This window comes from Xylanibacter rarus (genome assembly GCF_001275135.1).
In the GTDB taxonomy this organism is placed as follows: Bacteria; Bacteroidota; Bacteroidia; order Bacteroidales; family Bacteroidaceae; genus Prevotella; species Prevotella rara.
Genome location: NZ_LFQU01000001.1, coordinates 282,112 through 304,142, shown reverse-complemented (window position 1 = coordinate 304,142; position 22,031 = coordinate 282,112). Strand labels below are relative to the sequence as shown.

The following is a 22,031-nucleotide window of genomic DNA, read 5'->3' as shown; positions in this document are numbered from 1 at the left end:
TAAGCCCATAATGACAACAAGGATTGCCATAATAGGCGGCGGAGCGGCGGGATGCTTTGCCGCAATATGCCTGAAAGAGCGCATGCCCGAAGCATGCGTAACCGTATATGAGAGCGGAAACAAGCTGCTGGCAAAGGTGGCCGTAACGGGCGGCGGACGCTGCAACCTGACCAACTCGTTCAGGGATGTGAGGAGCATCGAGGCTGTTTATCCGCGCGGCTCACGACTGATGAAACGCCTGCTGCGCGAGTTTAGTAATGTTGACGCCTTTAAATGGTTTGAGAGCAATGGGGTAAGACTCGTAACGCAAGACGACCAGTGCGTGTTTCCTGTATCACAGGACGCCATGGAAATTGTCGGCACACTAACACGGCTGATGCACCATAGAGGCGTAAAGATAAAGACACGGCACAGGGTAAGCAAGATTGAACACATCTCCGAGAATGAAATAAACAACAATGACGGCTGCCATTTCAGCATAAGTTTCAGCGGCAGCGACGCGCCGGAAGAACATGCTGACATAGTGTTGGTAACAACAGGAGGCAGCCCGAAGACAAGCGGACTTGATTTTCTGCGGGGCCTCAACCTCGACATCGTGCAGCCTGTACCGTCGCTGTTCAGCGTGTGTCTGCCGAAAAACAATGTCACCAAACTGATGGGCACCGTCGTAAACGACGTTACCGCAGGCCTCACCGGCACCAAGCTGAGAGCCACCGGACCGCTGCTGATTACCCATTGGGGCATGAGCGGACCTGCCATTCTGCGTCTTTCGTCATACGCCGCACGCATTCTGCATGATGCCGAATACAAGGCGGAGCTGTGGATAAACTGGTTTGGCGACATGAATGAGCCGGAGGTGGCAGACATGATAAGCGAGATGGCTGCCGAAAACAAGCAGAAACAGATTTCGAACATATACCCTGCACACCTAAACAGCCGCCTTTGGGAGCATCTGCTGACACAGAGCGGACTGAAACCCGAAATGAGATGGGCCGAACTGGGCAGCAAGGGCCGCAACCGCCTTGTGGCAACACTGACAAACGACAGATACAGAATAGACGGCAAGAACAAGTTTAAGGAAGAGTTTGTTACCTGTGGCGGCGTTGCCCTGGGCAACATCAGCGCAAAGACTCTTGAATGCAAAAGCCACGAAGGACTGTATTTTGCAGGCGAAGTGCTCGACGTTGACGCCGTAACAGGAGGCTTCAACCTTCAGGCGGCATGGACAATGGGATATGTTGCGGCAAAGTCTGTTGCTGAAAAATACGGGACACTATAGTTTCAGTCAGACAAATGCAGGCTGTATAAAAAACAAAATAAAGGAACACCAGGCGCCTGGTGTTCCTTTTATTATTATGATACTTTTCTAATTAAAGCACCTTCTTGTACAGTTCAACGATCTGCTCCTCCGTAACGTCACGCGGGTTACCCGGAGTACATACGTCGGCAATGGCCTGAGCGGCGAGGGCGGGAATGTCGCTCTCCTTAATGCCAAGGTCAGACAGATGCTGAGGTATGCCCACACGGATGGCCAATGCCTTGACAGCATCGCATGCAGCCTGTGCAGCCTCCTCGGCGGTCATGCCCGTAGTGTCAACCCCCATTGTACGTGCAATGACACCATATTTCTCTATGCAGCAAGGCATGTTGAACTCCATAATCGTGGGCAGAAGCAGCGCGTTGGCAACTCCGTGGGGAACATCAAAGAGCGAGCCCATCGGGTGAGCCATGCCGTGAACAAGGCCAAGACCTACGTTAGAGAATGCCTGAGCGGCGATATACTGAGCCAGAGCCATGCCCTCACGTCCTACAGGATTCTGCGGTTTCTCAACGGCTATAGGCAGATTCTCGGCTATCATCTTTATGGCCTGCAGCTCATACATGTCAGACATAACCCATGCGCCCTTTGTGATATATCCCTCAATGGCATGTGTCAGAGCATCCATACCCGTTGCGGCGGTGAGTCCCTTCGGCAGAGAATACATCAGTTCGGGGTCAACAATGGCAACGGCAGGAATGTCGTTGGGGTCTACACAGACCATCTTTTTCTGATTTTCTTCGTCAATAATAACATAGTTGATGGTAACCTCGGCACCTGTACCTGCTGTTGTAGGCAGCGCGATGATTGGCACCGACTTGTTCTTTGTAGGTGCACATCCCTCGAGCGAAACAACATCGGCAAACTCAGGATTGGCAACAACGATGCCTATGCCCTTGGCTGTGTCCATAGACGAGCCTCCGCCGATGGCGATGATGCAGTCGGCACCAGACGCCTTGAATGCGTCAACGCCCTGCTTAACGTTAGTAACCGTAGGGTTGGGCTTTATCTCGCTGTATATGTCGTATGCAAATCCGGCCTCATCAAGAACGTCGGTAACCATCTTTGCTGTACCAACTTTCAACAGTCCTTTATCTGTTGCAACTAATGCCTTGTGAAGATTAAGACGCGCCAATACTTCCGGCAACTGCTTGCGTGCACCGGCTCCGAAGTAAGAAACTTCGTTGAGAATAAATCTGTTAATCATGTTTTTTAATAAAAAGAATATTGGTTAGTAATTAATAATCTCATTTGCAAAGTTACGAAATTTATTTTATTATTGCGTGTGATAATACATTTATAACTTTACATGGGTAATTTTCACAACCTTTCACAAGGCAGCATGAAAGGCAAACCGCAACATTACTTAATTAGCATAACATTTCGCCTTATGCCGTCTGAACATAAAAAACTGCCTGCCTCGGACAATGTCTGGGCAGGCACAGAGAGCCGCACGGCGGCGGATTTAATAACTCTTATTTAGTTACGATGATGCCTCCTAAAGGCTGCATGGTAACTTTGAGCATGCCTTTAGAGTCAACCTTCACGGTCTTAAGCGCAGACGAAGCTATGGCCTCGCCCTTTTTCTTCTTGTTGTCGGCATAAAGTTTCACCTTCTGCCCGGCAAACATGGGCAGACAGACGGTCAAGGTCATCGGCTTGCCGGTGCCGTTGAGTCCGCCTACATACCAGTCGTTGCCGTGGCGGCGGGCCATAACGACATATTTTGTCGGATATCCGTCGATAAAGCGTGTCTCGTCCCATGCAGCAGGCACGGTCTTCAGAAAGTCTTTCTCAAACTGCGGCAGTTCGGCTATGTTGTCGGGCTGAACGGCTATACACTGCACGCTGGCCTGATTGGTTATGGCCGTAGCCATCTCAAACACGTCGGTCGTGCGGCGATAGTTGCCGCTGTCGGTGCCGCGCCCCATGCGGTGCTTCATTATCACTCCACCCCAGTCCATGCTTCCAATGGCGTTGCGCGAGAAGGGGTGCATGGTTAGCTCGAAGCCTTCGAGGTCGCAGTGTCTCTGCGAGAAATATACATTCTCTGATGCGAGCACGGCCTCGCTGCCCACATAATTGGGATACATGCGCTCCCAGCCGCGCGGAATGGTGCATCCGTGGAATATCACCTGCAGCCCGTAGCGGTTGGCATCGCTCAGTATGTCTTCATAAAGACGCATCGTCTCCTGCTTGTCGCCGCCGAAGAAGTCTACCTTTATGCCTTTCACGCCAATGCTCTTTAGCCACTTCATCTCGCGCTCGCGGGCCACGGCCGTATTCATACAGTGGCGCGGCGACTGCGGAGCGTCGTTGGCAAAGCCGTTGGAGTTATACCAAAGCAGCAGACTAACGCCCTTTGACTGCGCGTAGCGGCTCAGCTCAGCCATGCGGTCGCGCCCTATGTTTACGTCCCATGCGGCATCAACAAGCGTATACTCGTAGCCCATCTCGGCAGCAAGATCGATGAAAGCCACCTGGTCGTCGTAGTTGATCGAGTTGTCCTGCCACAGCAGCCAGCTCCATGTGTAGCGGCCGGGCTTATAGTCGGTTGAAGCCTCATACTTCGGTTCAACCACATCAAAGGGCACCGTTGTCTCAACAATAGGCTTCAGCGTCCTGCCAACGGTAACGGTGCGCCACGGCGTTGAGCCAGGCACGGGAATGGCGGCAAACTCGCTCCCGAATCCGTTGTTCTCGCCCTTGTCTGGAAAAGCCACCGTGTAGCCACGGCCCTCGGCATAGTCGCTGAGATGTGAGCCGCAGTAGCCGGCGTCAACACCGGTCTCGCTCACCAGCGCCCATCCGTCGTTGCCGATGCGGAACAGGCACGGAAAGGTGTATCCACGGCCAAAAGCCGACTTCACGTTCATTGGTGCGTCTGCCGTATAGTCTTCCTCATAGCTCGGCTTTGTGCGCATCCATCCGGTCATGGGACCTATCTGCGGACACAGAAACGTGGTGGTGTTTTCGGGGAAGGTGAAGCTGCTCGCCTCACTGTATACCACGGCGCAGCGGCAGTCGCTGCCCTCTATAGGCAGCAGGGTGTAGCGATATGCAAGGTCGTTGTCCGACACACAGAACGTAACCTTTATCTTCTTGCCGTCTTCTTTTCTGAAAACCACGTCGAGCCTGTTGGCCACATAATGCACAGACGATGTCTTTGTCCTCGTTATATCATACTTCTTGTCTATCTTGCTTTCTTCAGAATCTACGATTGTCAGTCCCGAAGTGAAGTCGGCAACATCAGTTTTCAGTCCGAGGGCCGACCTGCCGAGCATGGCAGTACCGTCGTAATTCACCTCATACTCAGGCTTTCCGCCGTCATCAGATATGCTGACAACGAGTTTGCCGTCGGGCGACTTCACATCCACTTTGGCTGCATCTGCGCCCAAGGAAGCCAATAAGACGAATGATAAAATAAACAGGTTTTTCATTTTTCTCTATATTTTTTATTCTCAGTTTCAATCATATTAAGCCACATTCAGCTTCACCCCTGCCCCTATGTCCTCAGCAGCAAGTCTATAACACAAGGCCAGAGGGTCTGCTGCCACGCTGCACTACAGAAGCGGAACGGCAGACAAGACACCACAAAATTACAAAAATATTTGCAAACGCGACAACACGTAATCGACATAATTTATACAGATAAAAAACATTGCCTCGCTGCCGGAAGCCCCGGCTGTGTCTACCCTACGCTGCGCCATCCATCTCCCTGTCTGCAAAAGGTGGCAAATCAGCGTCTGAAAGCATACCTTTTGCATGCCAAAAGGCCACATATCGCAACGTAAAAGGCATGCTTTTGCAGAGGCATAAAAACATAGTCAGAATATGACTATCAAACCGCATGCGTCTTAATTCTGCACGCAGACGCTGTCAACCGGCAACAGGAAACAACAATGAGGAAAAATCTTAATAACTATTTTGGATAAAAAGATTTTTCAACAGACTCATCACTCATCACATCGGCATATAAGACACTGTATGTCAACGCCTTATGATGTAATGAGTTGCATTTTCAACTCGTCACAGCCTGCCATTACGGGCTGATTTTGGCGTAAATCATACTTGAATTATATGAAAAACCGGCCGAAAAACATGTTGCATGATGAGCCGTGATGAGTTGAAAATGCAACTCATCACACTATAAAAAGCTGACAGTCAGGATATTAACATCACTTGTGACGAGTGATGAGTTTTTACAAAAAAACTTTTATCGCCATAGCGTCAAGACAGACCGCAATGAATGTCGCACGGCTATACTGAAACGGAAAAAATCACAAAGGGGCATAAACGAAAAAATGCCCCGATACCACATCGGAGCAAATTCTTTCTGTTTGAATGTCTTAGTCTTTAGTATTAATGTAGCATGTAATTCTGAAAATCTTTATTATCGTGAGCAAAGGTAGGCAAAAAAATTGACACAAATCAAAAATATATGTAGTTTAGTCAAAAAAACTACGTAAACGTTTACGGAATATGATTATATTTTATAACTTTTTAGACGAAAATAAAAACAATTTGTCAGCACCGCTAAACAGCCCGTAACGTTAAGCAAGAGTTAAGAGTTTCGTTTTATTTTGTATTTCAACATAAAAAATGTAACTTTGTATTTATTATGTATCAAAGATTGAAATCAACTGATGAAAGAATTTGTAATCTCTGAAGTAAAAGCCGAAACGGCCATACTGGTAGGACTGATAACCCAAGAACAGAACGAAGCCAAGACAAAAGAGTATCTCGACGAACTGGAGTTTCTGGCAGATACTGCAGGCGCCGTAACCGTAAAGCGGTTTACGCAGAAAGTGGGCGGCCCTAACCAGACCACGTATGTAGGCAAAGGAAAACTTGAAGAAATAAAACAATATATAAAGGATGAGGAAGACGCCGAACGCGAAATCGGAATGGTGATATTCGACGATGAGCTGTCGGCCAAGCAGATACGCAACATCGAAAACGAACTTAAGGTGAAGATTCTTGACCGCACTTCGCTCATCCTCGACATATTTGCCATGCGCGCACAGACAGCCAACGCCAAGACGCAGGTGGAGCTGGCACAATACAGATACATGCTGCCGCGACTGCAGCGACTGTGGACTCACCTTGAGCGCCAGGGAGGCGGAAGCGGCTCGGGCGGCGGAAAAGGTTCTGTGGGACTGCGCGGACCGGGTGAGACTCAGCTTGAGATGGACCGCCGAATAATCCTTCAGCGCATGTCGCTGCTGAAGCAGAGGCTCGCCGAAATAGACAAGCAGAAGACCACACAGCGCAAGAACAGGGGCAGGCTTATACGCGTGGCTCTCGTGGGATATACCAACGTGGGCAAGTCGACCACGATGAACCTTCTGGCCAAGAGCGACGTGTTTGCCGAGAACAAGCTGTTCGCAACGCTCGACACCACGGTGCGCAAGGTGGTCATTGAGAATCTGCCGTTCCTGCTCGCCGACACAGTGGGATTCATACGCAAGCTGCCAACCGACCTTGTAGACTCGTTCAAGAGCACGCTCGACGAGGTGCGCGAGGCCGACCTGCTGCTGCATGTGGTAGACATATCACACCCCGACTTTGAGGAGCAGATAAAGGTTGTAGACAACACGCTGAAGGATCTCGGATGCGCCGACAAGCCGTCGATGATAATCTTCAACAAGATAGACTCATACACATGGGTGGAGAAAGACCCTGACGACCTCACTCCGGCAACGAAGGAGAACGTTACGCTCGACGAACTGAAGAAGACGTGGATGGCAAAACTTAACGACAGCTGTCTGTTTATCTCGGCAAAAAACAAGACTAACATTGACGAGCTGAGAGAGACGCTATATAATAAGGTGCGCGAACTGCATGTACAGAAGTATCCCTACAACGATTTTCTGTATCCAATCGAATAAAAGACTTTACGCCATGGACGGATACCGACTCCTGACCAACGAAGAGATTGACATTTTCGAGTAGAAAGGATGTACGGCTGAAGTTCAGCAAACAGAAAATCAAAAAGTCATATTATTATATGACATAAAATAAAAGAAGGACTTTTATAATAAATGTTAATTGCAGTTTATAATATCCACATCAATACGTTATAACAGTAAACAAAGCAAAATATGGAGCAGACCGGGTTCGAACAAATAGCAAAATCAACAAGAGCAAAAGCTGTGGCAACAGCCCGCGCTCTCTCCATGAGTATTGACGAAACTGAAGATATTACTCAGAATGTAATACTAACGCTCGACGGACTGAAAAAGACGTGGATGGCCAAGCTGAACGACAACTGCCTGTTTATCTCGGCAAAAAACAAGATTAACATTGAAGAACTGGGAGACACTCTGCATAAGACAGTGCGCGAACTGCACGTACTGAAGTGTCCCTACAATGATTTAATCTAATAAAACTTTATGCTATGGACGAATACAGACTTCTGACCAACGAAGAGATTAACATTCTTGAAGAGAACGGATGTACGGCTGAAGACTGGACAAACATTAATGTGGCCGACGACTTTCAGCCTACTTACATAAAGAACGTCAACTTCTATGGCGAAATCTTTATGGGTGTATTCGAAAAGAACATTGAGGTGTCTAACGGATTTGTCAGGCACTCAGGTATAAGAAACGCCACGCTGCGCAACGCATATATAGGCGACAACTGCCTGATAGAGAATATCGGCAACTATATCAACAACTACGCCATAGGCGAAGAATGCTGCATCTGCAACGTGTGCACCATGGAGACAACGGCCGAAGCCACCTACGGCGAAGGCAACACCATATCCGTGCTTAACGAGGCCGGAAACGGCAACGTCATACTGTTCAGCGGACTGACGAGCAACCTGGCGGCGCTGATGATACGCAACGCAGCCGACAAGGAGTTTACGGCGGCAATAAGGGGCATCGTGAGAGACGACATTGAGCGCAGGGCGAGAGAGAAAAGCACTGTGGGCAACAACGTGAAAATAGTGAACACGGCCGAGATAACCAACACGCACATCAGCGACAACTGCGAGATTAACGGGGCAAGCCGCATAAGCGACTGCACCCTGGCATCGGGTCTCGAGGACAACGTGTTCATTGGTTCGGGCGTTATATGCGAAAACTCTATCGTCACCGACGGCTCTGCCGTACTCAACGGCGCCAACATAACCAACTGCTTTGTGGGCGAGGCATGCCAGATAACAAACGGATTTACGGCCGAAAGCAGCCTGTTTTTCGCCAACTGCTACATGAGCAACGGCGAGGCGTGCGCCGCCTTCTGCGGCCCGTTCTCGGCAAGCCATCACAAGAGCACGCTGCTCATAGGCTGCATGCTCTCGTTCTATAATGCAGGCTCTGCAACCAACTTCAGCAACCATGCCTACAAGATGGGACCTATACACTACGGATGCCTTGAACGCGGAACAAAGACGGCAAGCGGCTCTCATCTGCTGCTGCCGGCCAACATTGGCGCCTTCTCGGTGTGCCTGGGCAAGATAACCAACCATCCCGACACGAGGAACCTGCCGTTCTCGTATATCATATCAGACGGAAGGGAGACCTTCGTCGTGCCCGGAATAAACATCACCACCGTAGGCCTATACCGCGACATACGCAAGTGGCCGCGGCGCGACGTGAGAATACAGAGCAGCCGCAAGAGCCTGATAAACCACGACTGGCTGAGTCCGCTGACCATAAACGAGATTATCGCGGGCAAGAAGACTCTTGAACAGATGCGTGAGTCTCAGGGTGAAGACACGGCCTTCTACACCTGCGGAGGATGCAAGATAAGCCGCAACTCGCTCGAACGCGGCATCCGGCTCTACGACATGGCAATAAAGCTGTTTGCCGGCGACGTCGCAGCGGGATACGACCTTACGGCTGAAGGACGCGACTGCGGCACGGGCGAATGGGGCGACCTGGCAGGCATGCTGCTGCCCGAACAGGAAGAGCGCAACATAGTGAACGCCATAAGCAACGGCTATCTGCGCAGCACTGCCGACATAGACATGTTCATGAAAAACGTAAACGAGCGCTACGGCGAATATCTCATAACATTCACACGCAACATCATTGCATCACAACTCGGCACCGACGACCTTACCGAAAGCGGTATAGAGCAGATTATACAGCAAGGAAGGGCTGCCAAGGAGGCATGGATAAGCGAGATACGCAAAGACGCCGAAAAGGAATACAGCATGGGCGACGTGGAGCATGCCGTGCTCGAAAAGTTTATCACGCAGCTTGAAGAAGAATAACGGAGAAGGCGCGGACAATAACGGAAGAAAAAATCTAATAAAGGAAAAACTGAATTATAACAACAGCAATGAAAAATTTTAAGGTATTCATTTATGTATTTCTTCTCATGTGCGGACTATCGGCCGCAGCCAAGGAATACAAGTATCAAACCGTCAAGGGCGATTTGATGAACACAAGAATTTACACCCTCGACAATGGTCTGACGGTGTATCTGTCAGTAAACAACGAGAAACCGCGTATACAGACGTATATCGCCGTGCGTACCGGAAGCCGCAACGACCCGCCTGAGACGACAGGTCTGGCCCATTATCTTGAACACATCATGTTCAAGGGTACACGCAACTTCGGTACCATCGACGCTGCTAAAGAGGCCGTGCTGCTCGACTCTATACAGAACCGCTTTGAGGTTTACCGCACTCTGAAAGACTCTCTTCAGCGCCGCGCCTACTATCAGCAGATTGACAGTCTGTCGCAGCTTGCAGCCAAATACTTCATCCCCAACGAGTATGACAAGCTGATGTCGTCTATCGGTGCTGAGGGAACCAACGCCTATACGAGCAACGACGTTACATGCTACGTTGAAGACATACCTGCCAACGAGCTTGAAAACTGGGCTAAGATAGAGTCTGACCGTTTCCAGAACATGGTAATACGCGGATTCCACACCGAGCTTGAAGCCGTATACGAGGAATACAACATCAGCCTCGGAAACGACAACCGCAAGCTGTTTGCAGCCTTAAACGCCATGCTCTTCCCCGGACACCCCTACGGAACACAGACCACTATCGGTACACAGGAGCACCTGAAGAATCCGTCGATAGTAAACATCAAGAATTACTTCAGCCGCTATTATGTGCCAAACAACACGGCTATCTGCATGGCCGGCGACTTCGATCCAGACAAGGCCATAGCCATAATCGACAAGTATTTCGGCACATGGAAGCCCAACCCCAACCTCTCACAGCCCGAATATGCGCCTATACCTGAACGCACAGCACCGGCAGACACAACCGTTGTAGGCCAGGAGTCTGAGCGCATATACATGGCATGGAGATTCGACAAGGCTGCATCTTTCCAGAACGACACTCTCGACGTTATCTGCGACATGATGTCTAACGGCAAGGCCGGACTGATGGACCTCGACCTCGACCAGCAGATGAAATGGCTCGGCGGCGGTGCTTTCACTTATCCGCTGGCTGAATATTCAGGATTCGTAATGGCAGGATTCCCCAAGGAGGGTCAGTCTCTCGACGACGTCAAGGGTCTGCTCCTGGGTGAGATTGAGAAGATAAAGAAGGGCGAGTTCAGCGAGAACCTGCTGAAGGCCGTCATCAACAACAAGAAACTGCAGTTCTACAACACTCTTGAAAGCAACGAGGGACGTGCCAATATGTATGTAGACGCCTTCATCAACCGCCAGAAATGGAGCGACGTGGTAGGCAGACTCGACAGAATTTCAAAAATAACAAAGCAGCAGATTGTAGACTTTGCAAACAAATACTTCAAAGATAATTACATCGCCGTTTACAAACGTATAGGCGAAGACACATCTATCAAGAAGATCGACAAGCCGCATATCACCGCGATACCTACCAACCGCGACCTGCAGAGTGCATTTGTTACAGAAATCGTAAACTCTAAGACAGAGCCCATACAGCCTAAATTTGTTGACTTCAACAAGGATCTTACAAAGGGCGAGACTAAGAAAGGCCTGCCAGTGCTCTACGTAAAGAACACCGAGAATGGCCGCTTCATGCTGAACTATTACTACAAATTCGGCGAGACAAGCAACAAGTGGCTGCCTTACGCTACTGAATACTTCAACTATCTAGGCACAGACAAGATGACAGCCGAGCAGCTGAAACAGAAGTTCTACGAGCTGGCTTGCTCTTACAGCATCAACGTAGGCTCAAGAACCCTGCAGGTAAGCATCAGCGGTCTGGCAGAGAATATGACCGAAGCCATGACACTCATGGAAGACTTCATTGCCAACGCGAAGGTTGACAAGGAGGCTTATGACAAATATGTAGGCATTGTTGAAAAGTCGCGCGCCGACAATAAACTCGACCAAAGAGTGAACTTCAACAGACTGCAGCAGTACGGAATGTACGGTCCTTACAATGGTGCACGCAACATGCCGTCGTCAACAGAACTGAAGGAGATGGATCCGCAGAAACTTGTAGACATGATAAAAGACTTGAAGAACTACAAGCACAGCATTCTGTACTATGGCCCGATGGATCTGAAGACTCTTACTGCCACAATCAACAAGAAACACAAGACAGCCAAGAAGCTTGCCGACGTGCCGCAGAACAAGCCTTATAAGCTGCAGCAGACTGCTCAGAACGAAGTGCTCATCGCTCCTTATGACGCAAAGAACATATACATGATTCAGTATCACAATGAGGGCAATACATGGAACGCAGAGCAGGAGCCGATAGCAGCACTGTTCAACGAATATTACGGAGGAGGCATGAACACCGTTGTATTCCAGGAGCTGCGTGAGGCACGCGGCCTTGCCTACAGCGCTTTCGCAATGTACGGCACACCAAGTTACAAGGACGACACTGAATTTGCCTATACATACATCATCTCACAGAACGACAAGATGATGGACTGCATCAACACGTTCAACAGCATTTTGGACACCATGCCGCAGTCTGAAAAGGCATTTGAGCTGTCAAAGCAGGCACTGATGAAGCGTCTTGCCACATCACGCACAACCAAGACCGGCATTCTCAACGCATACATCAACGCAGAAAACCTCGGCATCGACTACGACATCAACAAGAAGATTTATGAGGCTGTGCCCTCACTGACACTTGAGGATGTTGCTAAGTTTGAAAAAGAGAACATGGCAAACAAGCCTTACCGCTACATGATTCTCGGCGATGAGAAACAGCTCGACATGAAGGCTCTTGAGAAGATTGGTCCTGTTAAGAGACTTACAACTGAAGAAATCTTCGGATATTAATACACAACGGCCGCCCGGGACACACGTTCCGGGCGGTTTTGTTTCATAACCAGACTGACTGTAAGATTACTTATTTGCATAAATCAAGAGCAACCGTCAACAGGCGGCTCATATACCGACAAAAGGGCTCATAACGTTACGCCCAAGACGGCAAAATTATATACACTACAAACAAACTTAGGATTAACAAAAAACGATGGGGCGCGCTGTATCTATGCAGCGCGCCCCATCGTTTTATCCGTAATATAAACATCACTTCTGCTCCCCGCCTCTGAGCAGTATGTAGCCAAGCACTCCGCCAAGTATCGAGGCGGCAAATATTCCGAGCTTTGCCTGAATGAGGAAAGTTTCGTCTACAAAGGCGAGAGTAGATATGAACATAGACATTGTGAAGCCTATCGAGGCAAGGAAGCCCACGCCCACAAGGCGGCGCATGGTCATCGTGTCTGACGCCTTTGCTATCTTAAGGCGCGTAAGCAGCACGGTTGACAGCACAATGCCCACGGGCTTGCCTATCAGCAGACCGAGCATTACGCCCAGCGCAACGTTGTTGGCCATAACGGCATCGAAGCTTATGCCCTCGAAAGATATGCCGGCGTTGGCAAGCGCGAATATCGGCATTATGACAAACGACACGAGCGGATGCATAGAATGCTCTAGACGCTGAAGCGGCGGAATGGCGTCGCGCGAGTCGCTCATCATGCGGTCTATTATCTCCACCTGCTCATGCTCGAGCGTTGACACGTCGTTAGGCTTTGCCTCTCTGAACCGGTTGATAAGCTTTGAGGCGCGCGCCAGATACACAGGCTCTGATATGCGTGCGTCGGCCGGTATCATAAATGCCGCCAGCACGGCAGCGATAGTGGCATGTATGCCCGACATGAGGAAGGCTATCCACACGCCGCCGATGCCCAGCACGCCATAGAATATAACGTTCTTAACGCCCAGCTTGTTGGCAATGAACATGGCGAGAAGGAACACCACGCCGACGGCTATGCTCGCGAACGAAATCTCAGAAGTATAAAACAGCGCTATGACAAGCACCGCCCCGAGGTCGTCGACAATGGCCAGTGTAGTAAGGAAAACCTTGATAGACAGCGGCACCCTGCTGCCAAGCACATAAAGAATGGCCAACGAGAAGGCTATGTCCGTAGCCATCGGTATGCCCCACCCGCTCGCCGTGTCGCCTCCGGCATTAAGAGAGAAATATATAAGGGCAGGCACTATCATGCCGAACACGGCCGCACCGATTGGCAATATGGTGTTGCGCACGTCGGCAAGTTCGCCGCCAATAAACTCGCGTTTAAGTTCCAGACCTACCACAAAGAAGAACATGGACATCAGTCCGTCGTTAATCCAGTGGTGAAGACTGTAATAAAGATAGTTGTCGCCGTTGAACACAAAGCCGAGCTTATGTTCAAAGAAATGAAAATAGCTGTCGCTCCAAGGAGAGTTTGCCAGCACAAGGGCAATAACAATACTGATGCCGAGCACTATTCCGCCCGACTTTTCCTGATTGATGAAATGCTGTAAAGGCATTATCAGTCTGTGGTTAATTGTGTCTTGATATTGTCTCATCATAACTAAAAAATGTTTATCTCTTCACGCTGCCGCGGCTATACGCTGCAGGACGCAAAAGAGGCTGTTATCCATGCGGGCAAAGTTACGGAAAAACATTGAAAAAATTTCCATAATAATAGAATGATTATTATTTTTTTGTAAATTTGCATCGGATTGAGAAAACTCTATCCAAGACATGTTAGAAAGAAGAAGCGTTATGCGCATCAAGTATTTGGAAACGTAGGAAATTTTCAAATTGCATACTCAGATGGCATAGTGGTTCTCACGCTATAGCGTGGGCTGTTATCACTACATCTGTATGCAAGGTTTCCTACGACCTCCGAATAAAGACGTAGCTGTGCAGTTCCACGCTTCTTTATAAATTAGATTACGGTAGTAATGATTAATGTTAAACAACAATACGACAGATTATGAAAAAACTCATTCTTACATTATGGATATGTTTAGGTTCATTTTCATTTGGATATAGCCAAAGTTCAGATGAAAAAATAGCTGATGCAATGAATAATTCAGACTGGTTTGCATTGGATTCTTTATATCAAACAGAACCAAAAGATTCAATCAGCGATTTCTTTGAAATATTTTCCCGTTGCCTTATAGGAAATAGGCTAAATCGTCCAGATGTTTCAATTCCTGCGTTTACGGAATTATTCAACACTCAGTCAGAAAATCTTGATTTTGGCAATATGCTCAATTCGTCCATGATGTTTGCAATGGACTTAAGCAGGATTGGAGATAATAAGACTGCCGCAAAAATGTTATCTTCAACTCTTGACTCAATACGCACTCATCTTGACAGCACAACCATTGCTGGTGTTCAGCAATTTATCAATCAATACAAAGCTTTAATCTAAATACAATCCATATAAAATCACATTTAAAAATTCGTCAGGAACTATTCCATTTAAGATTGTTCCTGTTGGCCCGGAAAAGAATAATTCAGTATTAATACATCTAAAGGACAGTTATATTAATGGAGCTGAAGCAGATATTACTTTTGACACAGGAGCAGGAGTAAATATTATTTCAGAATCATTAGCCCTTAAATATAATTTAATTCCACTTGAAGCATCAAGCACAGTTGGCGGAGTAGGCATACAAAATGGGAAATACGCAATAGCAAAGGAATTAAAAATTGGGGATATGATTGTTACTGATGTTCCTTTTTACGTCATAGATATAACAACCAATAACGAAGAGGCAGACAAATATATTGACTGTTTCAATATTGTTGTGGGCAGCGAACTGATGTTACAACTCAAAGACCTAACCATTGATTTTGTTAATAATAAAATTACAGTTCCATCAGTTGCTCCAAAACGAAGCCAAGCGTCTCCAAACATGTGTTTTTCATCCAATATGAATTTGTTGAGCAAGGGTATCGTACAAGGTAATAAAATGTTAATGAATATTGATACCGGTGATGCTTCATATGGTTCATTAGACAAAAGATTCTTTGAGAATAACAAAGAATACATCACTACTCATTGTAAATTAGATACTATCAGAGGTGCAGGAATTGGAGGTGTACACATATCGAAGTGTTACCGAATACAAAACATAGAACTCGAATTAGGAAATAGTAAATTATCTGTACCTGAAATGGTTGTTTTATTGGAAAATAATACAGGTGGTGTATTATATTCTTATCAATGTAATTTGGGGCTAAAATCATTGATGCTTTTTAGAAAAGTACGATTCAATTTGGTTGATTTTGTATTAACAACATTTGAATAAGAGCAAATTCTGCAAATAAGAAAAGACTTCAAATATAGGAACAATAATTATCTATTATGCAGACGAAAGAGAATTATTATCATCTTCTTTTCGTCTGCATTTATTTTTTACCTTTGTAGCATCAAGAGTTATCCATTGAAGCATAATAATTAAGAACTCAGAAATAGGAACAGTAGATCTTTCGTTTTTTAAAGTTCAAACAATCCTACCAATCGAGCTATTCTAAGCAAGTTATCTTTTCTTGCAAAAGTTACGGAAAGACATTGGAAAATCGACACAAAACAAAAATTACTTGGTAATTTACCATTTATTTGAATCCTTTCTGTATCTTTGCATTTGAAAAATCATCAAAATTTCAAAGGTGATATGACTAATGAATATTCTATAAATAGTACTACTCTCAAGCAACGTATAGAAGCGATGCCTGAAGATTGTATCCTGTTTCGTTCAGACTTCCCTGAATATCACACAGAATTTGTTGGCAGTATTTTAACTGAATTGACAAATGAAGGTACACTTGTTAAAATTGCACATGGAATATATGCCAAGCCAAGAAAAAGTCGATTCGGTAATGTACTTCCTTCGGTAGATAAAATCGTACAAGCAATTGCTGTACGAGATAAAGCAAAGGTGTTACCATCAGGTATGACTGCATTGAATTCATTAGGGCTATCAACTCAAGTACCGATGAATTATACATTTCTGACTACAGGTAGTGAAAGAACAGTAATTATATCAAACAGGAAAGTAATATTAAAACGAGGTGTCCCTAAAAACTTCTGTTATAGTACTCGCCTTATTTCACTACTTGTTCAAGCTCTTAAGGCTCTGAAAAAGGAGAATATAGGAGAACGCGAATTGAATATAATTCGACAATTGGTATCAAAAGAAACAGATAAGGAGGCTTTAATCAAAGATGTAGATATGATGCCTGCATGGATGAAACGAATTATAAAACCAATGGTAACCGCTTAAAATGAACTTAAATTATGGGAAAGCTGTGGTTAAACAATGAAATAGTGGACCGTTTAGCAATGTTACAGCAGACGGAGATTGAACATCCTGGCATTAATCAGATAGCAATAGAAAAGGACTGGTGGGTAACAGTTACGCTGAAGGCATTATTTCAAACAGATTGCCGTGATTCTTTGATATTCAAAGGCGGAACATCGTTGTCAAAAGGTTTTAATATCATAGAGCGTTTCTCTGAAGACATTGATTTGGCAATCAATCATTCATTCTTTGGTATTGAGAAAACAAGTAAAAGTCAGCGGGAAAGATTACGCAAAAAGGCACGGGCATATATTCACGAGACCCTTTCTGCACAATTAGATGCCCGTTTGAAAGAAATGGGAGTTTCTGGTTACAATATAGAGAATGTATCTCAAGTGCAAGATAAAAATGGGGAATGTAGGCCAATAGATTCGGACAAAGATCCTACTGTAATTCTATTACACTATCCATCAATTCTTGAAGATACGATAAATTATATACCTCCACGTGTTAAGATTGAAATAAGTTGTCTCTCTATGAATGAGCCTACGGAATTAAGACCAATCCGTTCCTTAATAGGTGAAAGTTTTGATGGCGAAGATACCGATGCAGATAGTTCAGCCAGAACCGTAATTCCTACTCGTACATTCCTTGAGAAGCTATTTCTTTTAGCGGAAGAATTCCAAAAAGAAAAACCACGTAGCGTACGAATGTCACGACATCTGTATGATTTAGAAAAACTGATGGATACAGAATATGGAAAAGAAGCTTTGTCAAATCGAAAACTATATGATGCTATTGTTGAACATCGTAAGACTTATTATGCTTTGAAGTATGTAAACTATGATTCACATGATCCATCAACCATCAATTTCACGATACCAGAATCGGTTATAGGGGCATGGAAAAATGACTATGCAGACATGAGGCGTTTCTTCATTTATGGTGAATCCTTAGAGTTTGATGCGCTCATGCAGAAAATAAGGGAGTTGCAAGAAAGAGTGAGGAATATGTAAAAAGTCAAACCACCGAACAGTTCTGTACCATATTACCGAAAAATATAAAAATCAAACTTGTGGGCAAAAATTGGACAGTCACAAAATGGCCAATCCGCCTTCAAAAACTCACTTATTTACGACTAAAAACTCGGCCACTTTTGATGCAAAAGTGGCCGAGTTACGACTCAAAAACGATAGGTTAACAGTTTGAAACTTGCATAGCATCTTTTGCTTACAATCAGCGTCGACAAGACATCTCTTTTACGCAGACATTAAGCATAAGAATATATTTTGCTTTCAATTTTTCGCCCTTACAATTTAACTGTCTTATTTTAAAGATTCTCATATAGCCTAAATATGTCATTACGCTACGCTTGGCAAGTGTGCTCATGCGAACATACGCAGGCATACTCCTGCGCAAGAGACTCCTTTAGAAAGACGATGCTACGGCACGCCGGAAAGGGATAAAACTGAAAAAAGGGTAAAAAGATTTAATAATGTGAACATTGCGCCGGAATGAACGTTTTGGACTTAATAAAGCAGAAATAAAGAATGGGGTTTCAAAAAAATTATATAACTTTGCAGTCAAACACCATGCCGCGACACCGTCGCTGCTGACACGGCATGAAAACACATACGGCAGCCTTAGCCGGAAAGACCGCAAGACGGCCACAAAAGCGACTTACGAACAACTGTTATATAAAATAAAAACATTATGGCAACAACACCAGAATTCAAGTACGCCCCGATGTTCCAGATGGGCAAGGACGACACAGAGTACTATCTCCTCACGAAAGAGGGAGTGTCATTAGGCGAGTTTGAAGGCAAGCCTATACTGAAGGTAAGCCCCGAAGCACTGACCATGCTCACAAACGCTGCCTTCCGCGACGTTAACTTCCTGCTGCGCCGCTCTCACAACGAGCAGGTGGCCAAGATACTTAACGACCCCGAAGCAAGCGACAACGACAAGTATGTGGCTCTGACTTTCCTGCGCAACGCCGAAGTGGCATGCAAGGGCAAGCTGCCTTTCTGCCAAGACACAGGTACTGCCATCATCCACGGCGAGAAGGGACAGCAGGTATGGACTGGCTTCTGCGACGAGGAGGCTCTGTCGAAAGGCGTATACAAGACATATACAGAAGAGAACCTGCGTTACTCTCAGAATGCTCCGCTGAGCATGTATGAGGAGGTTAACACACGCTGCAACCTGCCTGCACAGATAGATATCGAGGCTACAGAGGGCTGCGAGTATAAGTTCCTGTGCGTGGTTAAGGGCGGAGGCTCTGCCAACAAGACATATTTCTATCAGGAGACAAAGGCAAGAATACAGAACCCGGGCACGCTGGTTCCGTTCCTGGTTGAGAAGATGAAGACTCTCGGCACAGCTGCTTGTCCTCCTTATCACATAGCTTTCGTTATCGGCGGTACATCAGCCGAGAAGAACCTGCTGACAGTTAAGCTGGCTTCTACTCACTATTATGACAACCTGCCTACAACAGGCGACGAGACAGGACGCGCATTCCGCGACGTAGAACTGGAGAAAGAGCTGCTCGAGGAGGCTCACAAGATTGGACTCGGAGCTCAGTTCGGCGGCAAATACTTTGCTCACGACATCCGCGTCATCCGTCTGCCGCGCCACGGCGCATCATGCCCCATCGGTCTGGGTGTAAGCTGCTCTGCCGACCGTAACATCAAGGCTAAGATCAACAAGGACGGTATATGGATTGAGAAACTTGACGACAACCCCGGCGAGCTGATACCTGAAGAGCTGCGCAAGGCTGGCGAAGGCAACGCCGTTAAGATAGACCTCAACCAGCCTATGAGCGAGGTTTGCAAGATTCTGTCACAGTATCCTGTATCTACACGTCTCAGCCTCAACGGCACAATAATCGTTGCACGCGACATAGCACATGCCAAACTGAAGGCACGTCTTGACGCAGGCGAGGATCTGCCGCAGTATTTCAAGGATCACCCCGTACTCTATGCCGGTCCGGCAAAGACTCCGGAAGGAATGCCTTGCGGCTCAATGGGCCCGACAACAGCCAACCGTATGGACCCGTATGTAGACGAGTTCCAGGATCACGGAGGCTCTATGGTAATGATAGCAAAGGGCAACCGCACACAGGTTGTTACCGACGCCTGCAAGAAGCACGGCGGTTTCTATCTTGGAAGCATCGGCGGTCCTGCAGCAGTTCTGTCTATGAACAGCATCAAGAGCATCGAGTGTGTTGAGTATCCAGAACTCGGCATGGAGGCTATATGGAAGATTCAGGTTGAAGACTTCCCTGCTTTCATCCTCGTTGACGACAAGGGCAACGACTTCTTCAAGCAGCTGAAGCCGTGGACTCCTTCATGTAAATAATAATTTTTTCTAATATATTTTTCATTTTCAAGGCAGATTGGACGTGATGTCCGGTCTGCCTTTTTTTGCGTGTTCATGGCATGCATGGCTGCAGCGGAGCCACACGCAGCAATATTGTAAGCCAAAACGACGATTAGTCCGCATATAGCTTAATTCCACAAGAATGCAGATACATTCAGCAGGCTGCAGTTTTTCTATTTTCTTCCTACCGGCTGTTGTTTCAGAATATAGCCTGATATGCCGGAAAATAGGCAACGACAATACAGCAGAATGCCAATAACAGATATAGGATTAAGGCAAGAAAACTGCGCCACACGCATAAGCGCAATAGGCAAAAGAACAGCTTAAGATGATGAGAATGCAAAAAACAAGAGGCTGCCCGGAACGAATCCGAAGCAGCCTCTATTATTTTATTGTAAGTAAAAAAAGTTTACCACGCAATGCTCATGCCAAGCGCAAGGCTTGCATTAGAGCTGAGCGGAATGCCCTCCTTGCTGTTCTTGCCGAGGACATGGTCCATTCCGATAAAGAAGTTATAGCCTTTGGGATGAATGTTGAGCACCCAGCCCATGCTTGTTGTGAAGCTGTTGACAGCAAAGTTTACGCCGCCGTCGAGCCAGCTCAGCGGAGTCCAGTTGGCGCTGATGCGTCCTTCTGTCCATGTGTAGGCCCCGTTGATGCGCGTGCTGCTCAGTGCTCCGAATGTTATTTTGCGGTAAACAGGCAAGTTATATTCAGCACCGACGTTTACGGTTGCACCTATTCCGGTTGTACGTCCGCCCTGGTCGCCGTTGTCTCTGAGGTTTACAAAGTCTGTAATCTGGTCGCCATAGCTGTCGAGCTGGTCGTCGATGGTTGACCCGTGGTCGCTCTTGACAGACAAATCGCGGAAACCGCTGAACTCAAACTTGTCGGCTCTGTTAACGGCCTGCATGTCGTTGCTCCAGTTGATAAAACCGAGATCGAGCACAGCAGCATTGACAGTCCAGTCGTCGTTTATCTTGTAAACACCTCCGAGATCGATGGCCATACCGAAGCCTCCGATGCCTGCACCGTCAACATTAGCGCTGTTTATCTTCTCATATTCACCCTTCGACGGGTCGTTATACTCTGCTGTCTCCGACTCATAAGTGAATCCTTTCATCGATACATCGGCAGTAGCCGTTCCTGATATTATCCACTTGTCGTTTGAAGCCAGGTCGGCCTTAACATCCTTGAACAGGAAGTCGGCACTGGCTACGCCCAACAGGAACTTCAGCTTGGCGCCCACACGCAGCTTGTCGTTAATCTGACGAGAGTGGCCAAGGCCGAGCTCGACATACGACTTGGCGCCTACGTTGATGTCGCCGATGTTATAAGTCTTGTTTCCTGTGTTTTTAGCAAACTCAAACAGTTCGTAAGGCAGCGACACGCCAAACGATGTCTTAGACGACAGCGTGATGGTGTTATATCCACCGAAAGCCTTAAATCCGGCAGAAAGCAGCGTTACGCCTACATCGCCGACAATGCGGTTGTTGCCTGTGCTGAAGCCGTCGAGAGCTTCTGAAGCAGAGATATAAGGGTTCATGAATGTTGTCATCTTCTTTCCGCCCTCGATGCCATACATAGGATTATGCAGCACAACATCCTGATAGCCGAAGTTTCCGTGCAGTCCGACGTTGATGTTTCCGAGTGCAGGGATAGACACATAGTTCTGCTCGTTGCCGTAGGCAGGGTTCATTTCATGACGGAAATTATAGTCTTCTGTATAGTAGGCCGAGTTAAGTTCCTGGGCCATGGCGCCGCTGCATGCCATAAGCATTGAGGCTGCAACGATAGCCTTATTATATATTGATTTCAT

13 protein-coding genes and 1 pseudogene are annotated in these 22,031 nt (G+C 46.9%); 10 read left to right on the top strand and 4 right to left on the bottom strand.

Translation table 11 applies throughout. The features are described 5' to 3' along the window. The first annotated feature begins 10 nt into the window (after positions 1-10). Positions 11-1,279 (top strand): BaiN/RdsA family NAD(P)/FAD-dependent oxidoreductase, encoded by a 1,269-nt coding sequence (locus ACU52_RS01260; protein ID WP_053397445.1) that lies wholly within the window; start codon positions 11-13, stop codon positions 1,277-1,279. Between the two features lie 91 nt (positions 1,280-1,370). On the opposite strand, the gene fucO is transcribed toward ACU52_RS01260, so the two are convergent. Further along, a complete protein-coding gene (fucO, locus tag ACU52_RS01255; RefSeq protein WP_053397444.1) occupies positions 1,371-2,525 on the bottom strand; it encodes a lactaldehyde reductase in 1,155 nt (384 codons plus the stop codon). Positions 2,526-2,793: 268 nt separating this feature from the next. Further along, positions 2,794-4,758: a glycoside hydrolase family 97 protein gene (locus tag ACU52_RS01250; protein WP_053397443.1), complete on the bottom strand. Its 1,965-nt coding sequence runs from the start codon at positions 4,756-4,758 to the stop codon at positions 2,794-2,796. Between the two features lie 1,206 nt (positions 4,759-5,964). Between ACU52_RS01250 and hflX the strand changes: the two genes are divergently transcribed. The 4 genes and pseudogenes from hflX (at position 5,965) to ACU52_RS01230 (ending at position 12,520) form a co-directional block, all read left to right on the top strand. Next, positions 5,965-7,209: a GTPase HflX gene (hflX, locus tag ACU52_RS01245; protein ID WP_021853925.1), complete on the top strand. Its 1,245-nt coding sequence runs from the start codon at positions 5,965-5,967 to the stop codon at positions 7,207-7,209. A gap of 330 nt (positions 7,210-7,539) precedes the next feature. After that, a pseudogene (locus tag ACU52_RS01240) lies at positions 7,540-7,704 on the top strand (GTPase HflX); the annotation flags it as partial. 14 nt (positions 7,705-7,718) lie between these two features. Then, complete coding sequence (locus ACU52_RS01235; protein ID WP_053397441.1) at positions 7,719-9,545, top strand: DUF4954 family protein; 1,827 nt, start codon at positions 7,719-7,721, stop codon at positions 9,543-9,545. Positions 9,546-9,613: 68 nt separating this feature from the next. Beyond that, positions 9,614-12,520 (top strand): M16 family metallopeptidase, encoded by a 2,907-nt coding sequence (locus ACU52_RS01230; RefSeq protein ID WP_053397440.1) that lies wholly within the window; start codon positions 9,614-9,616, stop codon positions 12,518-12,520. A gap of 252 nt (positions 12,521-12,772) precedes the next feature. Here ACU52_RS01230 and nhaA read toward each other — a convergent pair whose 3' ends face one another. Continuing rightward, positions 12,773-14,101, bottom strand: coding sequence for a Na+/H+ antiporter NhaA (gene nhaA, locus ACU52_RS01225; protein ID WP_021853929.1), 1,329 nt, complete (start codon positions 14,099-14,101; stop codon positions 12,773-12,775). A 410-nt stretch (positions 14,102-14,511) separates the two neighbouring features. On the opposite strand from nhaA, the gene ACU52_RS01215 reads away from it, so the two are divergent. The 5 genes from ACU52_RS01215 (at position 14,512) to ACU52_RS01195 (ending at position 20,191) form a co-directional block, all read left to right on the top strand. Then, entirely contained in the window at positions 14,512-14,955 is a 444-nt protein-coding gene (locus tag ACU52_RS01215) for a hypothetical protein (protein ID WP_053397438.1), read from the top strand. Between the two features lie 16 nt (positions 14,956-14,971). Next, entirely contained in the window at positions 14,972-15,838 is an 867-nt protein-coding gene (locus ACU52_RS01210; RefSeq protein ID WP_082335097.1) for a retropepsin-like aspartic protease, read from the top strand. Positions 15,839-16,204: 366 nt separating this feature from the next. Next, a complete protein-coding gene (locus ACU52_RS01205) occupies positions 16,205-16,813 on the top strand; it encodes a DUF6088 family protein (protein WP_053397436.1) in 609 nt (202 codons plus the stop codon). Positions 16,814-16,827: 14 nt separating this feature from the next. Then, positions 16,828-17,847 (top strand): nucleotidyl transferase AbiEii/AbiGii toxin family protein, encoded by a 1,020-nt coding sequence (locus ACU52_RS01200; protein WP_053397435.1) that lies wholly within the window; start codon positions 16,828-16,830, stop codon positions 17,845-17,847. Between the two features lie 697 nt (positions 17,848-18,544). Further along, the gene (locus ACU52_RS01195; protein WP_021853299.1) at positions 18,545-20,191 is read left to right on the top strand and encodes a fumarate hydratase; all 1,647 of its coding nucleotides are present in this window, start codon (positions 18,545-18,547) and stop codon (positions 20,189-20,191) included. Positions 20,192-20,621: 430 nt separating this feature from the next. Here the strand turns inward: ACU52_RS01195 and ACU52_RS01190 are convergent, their stop codons facing one another. Further along, on the bottom strand, positions 20,622-22,031 hold the full coding sequence (locus ACU52_RS01190) for a DUF5723 family protein (protein ID WP_147630732.1): 1,410 nt from the start codon (positions 22,029-22,031) through the stop codon (positions 20,622-20,624).